At 67.4% G+C, this 6,537-nt stretch carries 6 protein-coding genes and 2 pseudogenes; 4 read left to right on the top strand and 4 right to left on the bottom strand.

Going from position 1 to position 6,537, the window contains the following annotated elements:
• Positions 1-138: 138 nt before the first annotated feature.
• Positions 139-947, bottom strand: a protein-coding gene (locus GPA10_RS41390; protein ID WP_343041902.1) for an IS5 family transposase whose coding sequence is annotated in 2 segments (ribosomal slippage) — positions 139-600 and positions 603-947 — 807 coding nt in all. Because the reading frame shifts where the segments join, the coding sequence is not laid out codon by codon here.
• 27 nt (positions 948-974) lie between these two features.
• Positions 975-1,466 (bottom strand): annotated as a pseudogene (locus GPA10_RS41395) (transposase); the annotation flags it as partial.
• 112 nt (positions 1,467-1,578) lie between these two features.
• On the opposite strand from GPA10_RS41395, the gene GPA10_RS41400 reads away from it, so the two are divergent.
• The 4 genes from GPA10_RS41400 to GPA10_RS41415 all read left to right on the top strand — a co-directional run bounded on the left by GPA10_RS41400 (position 1,579) and on the right by GPA10_RS41415 (position 4,450).
• A complete protein-coding gene (locus GPA10_RS41400) occupies positions 1,579-1,965 on the top strand; it encodes a helix-turn-helix domain-containing protein (protein ID WP_246260682.1) in 387 nt (128 codons plus the stop codon).
• A 73-nt stretch (positions 1,966-2,038) separates the two neighbouring features.
• Positions 2,039-3,478: an aldehyde dehydrogenase family protein gene (locus tag GPA10_RS41405; protein ID WP_157169897.1), complete on the top strand. Its 1,440-nt coding sequence runs from the start codon at positions 2,039-2,041 to the stop codon at positions 3,476-3,478.
• Positions 3,479-3,505: 27 nt separating this feature from the next.
• On the top strand, positions 3,506-4,093 hold the full coding sequence (locus tag GPA10_RS41410; protein WP_157169898.1) for an antibiotic biosynthesis monooxygenase: 588 nt from the start codon (positions 3,506-3,508) through the stop codon (positions 4,091-4,093).
• 66 nt (positions 4,094-4,159) lie between these two features.
• Positions 4,160-4,450, top strand: coding sequence for a hypothetical protein (locus GPA10_RS41415; protein ID WP_157169899.1), 291 nt, complete (start codon positions 4,160-4,162; stop codon positions 4,448-4,450).
• On the opposite strand, the pseudogene GPA10_RS41420 reads toward GPA10_RS41415, so the two are convergent.
• Positions 4,438-5,183: pseudogene (locus tag GPA10_RS41420) on the bottom strand (transposase family protein). The gene GPA10_RS41415 and the pseudogene GPA10_RS41420 sit on opposite strands and share 13 nt — an antisense overlap.
• A 134-nt stretch (positions 5,184-5,317) precedes the next feature.
• On the bottom strand, positions 5,318-6,421 hold the full coding sequence (locus tag GPA10_RS41425; protein WP_157169900.1) for a Gfo/Idh/MocA family protein: 1,104 nt from the start codon (positions 6,419-6,421) through the stop codon (positions 5,318-5,320).
• Positions 6,422-6,537: the final 116 nt, after the last annotated feature.

A 6,537-nucleotide genomic window follows, 5' to 3' on the forward strand; every position in this document is an offset into this window, starting at 1 on the left:
ACTCCTGCCCCGGATGCCACACCATCCGCCTCAACGAGCCCGACCAGCTCGACAGCCCCCTTCGCATCAGGGCGTCAGTAGGCGCAATAGCATAGATAACGCCGCACTACAGATGAAAATGACCTCTTAGACGTCGTCTCATTTGGTGAGTCTGCGGTAGCAGATGAGGGTGCAGGCGATGCTGGTGACGGCGAGGAAGTGTTCTGCCTTGCGTTCGTAGCGGCGGTGGAGTCGGCGGCAGCCGGCGAGCCAGGCCATCGTGCGCTCGATGGTCCAGCGGTGCCGTCCCAGGCGCTGGGAGGTCTCGATGCCCTTGCGGGCGATGCGGTGCCGTATGCCTCGCCGGGACAGCCATTGCGGCAGGTGGGGGTAGTCGTAGCCCTTGTCGGCGTGGAGCTTTCCGGGTCTGCGTCGGCGGGGGCCGCGGTGGGAGCGGACCGGGGGTATGCCCTTCACGAGCGGGATCAGGGCCTGGCTGTCGTGGAGGTTGGCGCCCGAGATGCCGACGGACAGGGGCAGACCGGTCCGTTCGGTGATCAGGTGGATCTTCGAGCCGTACTTGCCCCGGTCGACAGGATTCGGACCTGTCAGGTCCCCTTTTTCAGGGCCCGCATGTTCACCGAGTCGATCGCGCAGCGCGACCAGTCCAGCTCTCCGCGGGAGCCGAGCTCGTCCAGGACCAGGCGGTGCAGCCTGGCCCAGACCCGGGCCTTCGACCACTGCGTGAAACGGCGGTGGGCCGTCGGCCCGGACGGCCCGAACGACGCCGCGGGGAGCTGCTGCCACGTGCAGCCCGACGTCGCCACGAAGACGATCGCCGCCAGCACCTCACGGTCACCGTGCCGACGCCGGCCGCCCCCCTGGGGCCGCGCGGGAGCCTCCGGTACCACACGCTGGAACAGCTCCCACAGCTCATCCGGCACCAGCCGCTCAACGATTCCCGTCACACCCCATAGCCTACCGAACCAAATGAGATGATCTCTAAGCCAACCCTGGCTTCGCTCGACCACCCAGCGCCTTTTGACAACATAAAATCCATGAACTCCAGGGTTTCTGTTGACAACTTCGACGTCGATTCCGAGACGTGCGCCGGGCTCGATGACGGCGTTCTTGAAGCCAGTGTCGCCCCAGCTCTTGGTGATGGTTGGATACGTCTTCTTGGCTTGATCGAGAAGACGTATTCCTACGGAATTCTCGGAGAGGCTCGCGGCGGTGACGGTCACGGCCAGGATCAGTCCGATCGTGTCGATGAGGATGCCTCGTTTCCGTCCGACGATCTTCTTGGCAGCGTCCGTTCCCTGGCTGGTCAGGGGTACGTTGGTGGAGGTCTTCACGCTCTGGGTGTCGATGACGGACCCTGTGGGTTCGGGCTTGCGTCCTTCCTTCACGCGGGCGAGCCTGGTCAGGTCGTAGTTGAGCTGGGCGAGGATTCCCTCATCGCGCCAAGCGGCGTAGTAGGCGTAGACGCCGGGTGCCCGATCCCACCCGCTGCTCCACGCGCGCGCTCAGTTGTCCTACGGCGAGTGGTTGCGACGGGGCTGCCGGCGGACCGATGCGCGCGTCCGGATCGGCGCCGCCTTGGAGGCGTTCGAGCGGCTCGGTGCCGAGCCGCTGCGCCAACGCGCGCAGCGCGAGCAGGACCTCACCGGAGCGCCGGGACGCCGGGGAAGCTCGGGCGCCTGGGCGATGAACCGGCTCACCGCCCAGGGGCGGCGAGCCGCCCAACTGGCCGCCGAACAGCTGACGAATCGCGAGATCGACGTACAGCTGCGGATCAGCCACCGCACCGTGGGCCACCACCTCGGGAACGTCTTCGCAAGCTCGGCATCAACACCCGAACCGAACCGAGCGACCTCCACGCCGGTTGTGAGCCGCCGTGAGCGCAGGGAGGCCGCGGCGGAGCGGGCGCGCGACGCCTCCGGCGGAAACGACGGATTGCCCGCCCGATTCGCTCACCGGCCCTGATTTGTAGCCTCGCTGACGTTGTCCCGCGGACCCGCGGCGAAACGCCGTGCGACGCATGACGAGAGGTCACCTCATGCCCAAGTCCGAAACCCTGCCCCACGCGCGCCACTACATCGACGGGCAGTGGCAGGACTCCGGCTCCCGCGGCGAGTCCCGCAGCCCCGCGACCAACGGCCTGCTCGGCACCTTCGCCGACGGCGGTGCCCGGGAGGCGAGGGCCGCCGTGGCCGCGGCCCGAAGGGTCTTCGACTCCACCGCCTGGTCCCGCGACCGTCACCGGCGTGCGGCAGCGCTGCACGAACTGGCCGACCGGCTCGAGCAGCGCAAGGACGAACTGATCACCCTCCTGGCGCGGGAGAACGGGAAAGTGCTTTCCGAGGCGGCCATCGAAGTCGAAGGCACCATCCCCAAGCTCCGCTACCACGCGGCGCTGGCCCTCACCGACCACGGCAGGGCAGGGGAAGTGCGGTCCGGCATGTACTCGATGACCCTGCGCGAAGCCGCGGGCGTCGCCGCGGTGATCGTGCCGTGGAACTCACCGGTCATCCTCTCGGCGCGTTCCTTCGCACCCGCCCTGGCGGCCGGCTGCACCGTGGTCATGAAGATGCCGGCGCAGACCGGCCTGGTCAACGGAGTGCTGAGCGAGATCATCGCCGACACGCCGAGCCTGGACCCGGGCGTGCTCAACGTCTTCACCGAGAGCGGCAATACCGGGGCTCCGGAGCTGGTCTCCTCCCCGGACGTCGACGTGATCAGCTACACCGGCTCCACCGCGGTCGGCCGCGTGATCATGGAACAGGCCGCCCCGACGCTGAAAACGCTGTCCATGGAGCTGGGCGGAAAGACGCCGATGCTCGTCTTCGACGACGCCGACCTGGACGCCGTCGTGCCCGTGCTCACCAAGGCCGTCACCATGTTCGCGGGCCAGTTCTGCATGACGGGCAGCCGGATACTGGTCCAGCGCAGCGTGGCCGACGAACTCCGGCGGCGGCTCGTCGCCGCCCTCGAAACGGTCCGGGTCGGGCCCGGCGACGACCCCGCCAGCGAGATGGGCGCCATGATCGACGAAGCAAACGCCCAACGGGTCGAACAGACCGTGGCTGCCGCGGCCGACTACGCCACCGTCCTCGTGCGGGGCAAGCGGGATCGGGCGCTCCTCGGCCCGTCCCTGATCGAGGTCGCCGACGTGTCCTCGCCGATCGTGCAGCGCGAAGTGTTCGGGCCGGTCGCCACCTTCGAGGTGTTCGACTCCGAGGCCGACGCCGTGGCGCGTGCCAACGCCACCGAGTTCGGCCTGGCCGCGAGCATCTGGACCCGTGATGTCGACCGCCCCCTGCGCGTCGGCCGCGAACTGCAGGCCGGGACCGTCTGGACCAACACCTGGGCCATGGTCCACGACCAGTTCGAGGAGGGCGGCTTCAAGCAGTCGGGAGTGGGCCGCCTGAACGGCATCCGCGGGATCGAGGAATTTCAGGAGACCAAGCACCTCGTGCATGTGGCACCGCAGCTCTGACAGCTCTCGACGGCGGAATGAGAATCGATGACCGAGACGGCCGACGTCGGCCCGGCCGACGTCACCCTGCTGGCCGCGCGCGCTGTGGAACCCGGCTACGAGCAGGACTTCCAGGACTGGTTCGGGCGGGTGACCGACACCGCCTCAGCGTTTCCCGGACACCTGGGGGACGGATTGTTCCGGCCTGCCACGGCCGCCGGGCCATGGGTTCTGATCCACCGGTTCCGCGACCAGGAGTCCGCGCGGCACTGGACGACGTCACCTGAGCGGGCCGCACTTTTCGACCACTGCGAGGGCCATCAGAGCGAGGTGGCGCGTCGCGAACTTTTCGAAATGGAGACCCTGTTCACCACTGCGCACGACACGCCCACGACGGCGCCGCCTCGGTGGAAGATGGCGCTCGCCGCCTTCGCGGCCGTACTCCCGATCTCTCTGATCGGCAACGGTCTTCTGGGGCCGGCGCTCCGTACCTGGCCGCTTGTGGCGCGGGTGCTGATGCTCGCGCTGCTGTTCAGTACGTTGATGACGTATCTGATGATGCCGGCTGTGACCCTCGTCCTGCGCCGATGGCTCTATGCCGCCACCTCGACCGCGCGCGAGGGACCGGCGCGATGACGCGGCCCCCGGGGCGGACCGCGCCGTCTTGCGGCTCGGCTTGCAGCGGGACACTTCCATCGTCTGATGCAGCAGGTCCGGGGCCTGGTCTCTACTCTGGTCGGCCAAGTGGACGAAGTCGACGAAGACGTGGTCGACGTCCGTCTCATCTCCCATACGGGGATGATGTCCGCGATCTCCGGCACGGTCGACTCGGTGGTGGGGTTGTTCCTCAGGATGGCGTCGATGCCGGCCGGGTCGCGGCCCTCGGCCTCGGCGAAGCGGCGGACTTCCCGCAGCGGCTGGTTGATCACGGCGGCGGGGTCCTTGGGTCCTGCGGCAGTGAGCGCTTTCCAACCTTATGTTCACGCATGGTGAAGGACGAGGACGGCCTTCACCACATCGGTGATCCGATTGGTGCTGCAGTGGAGTTTCCGCAGAAGGTGCCAGCCCTTCAGGGTGGCCATGGCCTGCTCGCCAACGCAACGAATCTTGGCGAGGGTGGTGTTGTGACGGATCTTCCACCTCCTGAGGCGACTACCACGAAACGGCACCCGAACGGGCCCGCCTGCGCCTAGATACGCCTTGTCCGCCCAGCAGCTGAGCCCTGCTTCGACCAGGGCGTCCATGATCCCGTGCTGCCTGGCGGCGGTCAGGTCGTGGGTCGAGCCGGGCAGGACGGGTGAGGCCACAGCAGCCGTCCGAACGGGTCGGTGAGAACCTGAACGTGCATGCCGTGGCGATTGTGCTTCCCGGAGTAGTACGGGGTGTCGGCGGCGATGCGGTCGATCGGCAGCAGGGTGCCGTCAAGGATGACGAACGCCTTCTCCTGGATCGTCTCCATCGCTTCGGTCAGGGTCGGTGTGAGGGCTGCCAGCAGGTCGACGGCCTCGCGTATGTAGCGGTGGACGGTCGCGATCCCGATGCCGAACCCGGCGGCGAGCCGGGCGTAGGTGTCACCGCACCGCAGGTGGGCAAGGGCGAGCAGGGCCTGCGGTGCTGCGGGAAGTCGCCTCCAGCGGGTCCCGATCTCCCGTCGCCTCACTGCCAGTTGCCCGGTCAGGAACCGCAGGCTGCGGTTGCACAGATCAATCGAGGACGGGGTAGACAACCACGCGAAGCTCCTGGCAGACACGGGTGATCTTGATCGAGAACCCGTCTACCAGGAGCTTCGTCATTACGCAGGCTTGTCCAACCCTCGGTCAGCGCCGCCAGCTTGGAAGAGGCCCAGTGCCTCTCCCGGGTTCAAAGATTGGAGTTCATTCGGTCGGGGCGGGACAGATGCTGCCGATGACCTGTTTCAGCGGCCCGTGTGATCGCCTCGAGTACCCGGTGGCGATCGAGTGCGACCGCGAAATCCGGCGCATCGGCGGTTCCGTCGCGGAGGTCGGCGGCGAACTGGGCGTAGAGGCGGGCGACCCCCGCTGCGGGTGCGTCGAGTTGCAGGTCAGGAGCCGCATACGCGGGAGGGACCTGTAGCACTTGGACAGGCTCGCTGCCGCGGCGCAGCGTGATGGTGAAATCGGTGAAATGGAGGTAGCCCGACGCCGACTCCACACGCACACTGCCCTCGGTGCCCTGGATCTCCCATACCATCGCCGAGCCGGCAGAGTGCCCGGCACTGTAGTGCAGCGAAGTGACGATCCCGCCTTCGAGAACGCCGGCGACGACGATCTCATCCGGCGCGTCCTTCGGCAGCGACGCGCCATCGGAGAGGCGGACGCCGTCACCGCGCTGATTGGCGACGACGGCGGACAGACTCTCGAACGTGCCGAGCACGCGCGCAAGCGGTTCGAGCCCGTGGCCGAGCATGATGCTCAGAAGCGTGGCGCCATACTTTGTGTGAGCCATGTACTCGACTGGCGGGTCATATCGGCCGACCCACATGTCGTCGGTCAAATGCGCTCGGATGCTCGTGCTGAGCGGCTGGCCGATCACGCCTTGCGCGATGAGGTCGCGAAGGAAGAGGATCGGCGGGTGCAGGCCGCCCTGCAACCCGACAACCGTCCGCAGCCGCGACTCGCGGGCAAACCCCTCCAGCGCTTCGGCCTCCGAGAGGTTTCTTGCGAGCGGCCATTCGCAATAAACCATTTTGCCCGCCGCCAGCGCGTCGGAAACAATCTGCTTGTGCTCCGGCACCTTGACCGCAACCACCACCAGGTCGACCTCCGGTCGCACGACCAGAGCCTCATGTGTGTCGAAGGCGAGATCGGCGCCCAGCCGACGAGCGGTCGCGTTCGCGCTCTCCATACGAGTCGTACTGACGGCGCGGATCTGGAACGCGTCGAGCGCCTGCAGCGCCGGGACGTGAGCAATTCCGCCCCACCCCCGATCGGCACTAGAGATCATTAATGGTGGGTGTTCTCGGCTTGGTGACGGGTGAGTGCGGGTTCGCTATGCCGTAGGTATGAGGTATCCGGATGGTGGCGGTCTCACCGCCGAGGAGCGGGCTCGACGGGAGCGTG

Source organism: Streptomyces typhae (assembly GCF_009755605.1).
In the GTDB taxonomy this organism is placed as follows: domain Bacteria; phylum Actinomycetota; class Actinomycetes; order Streptomycetales; family Streptomycetaceae; genus Streptomyces; species Streptomyces typhae.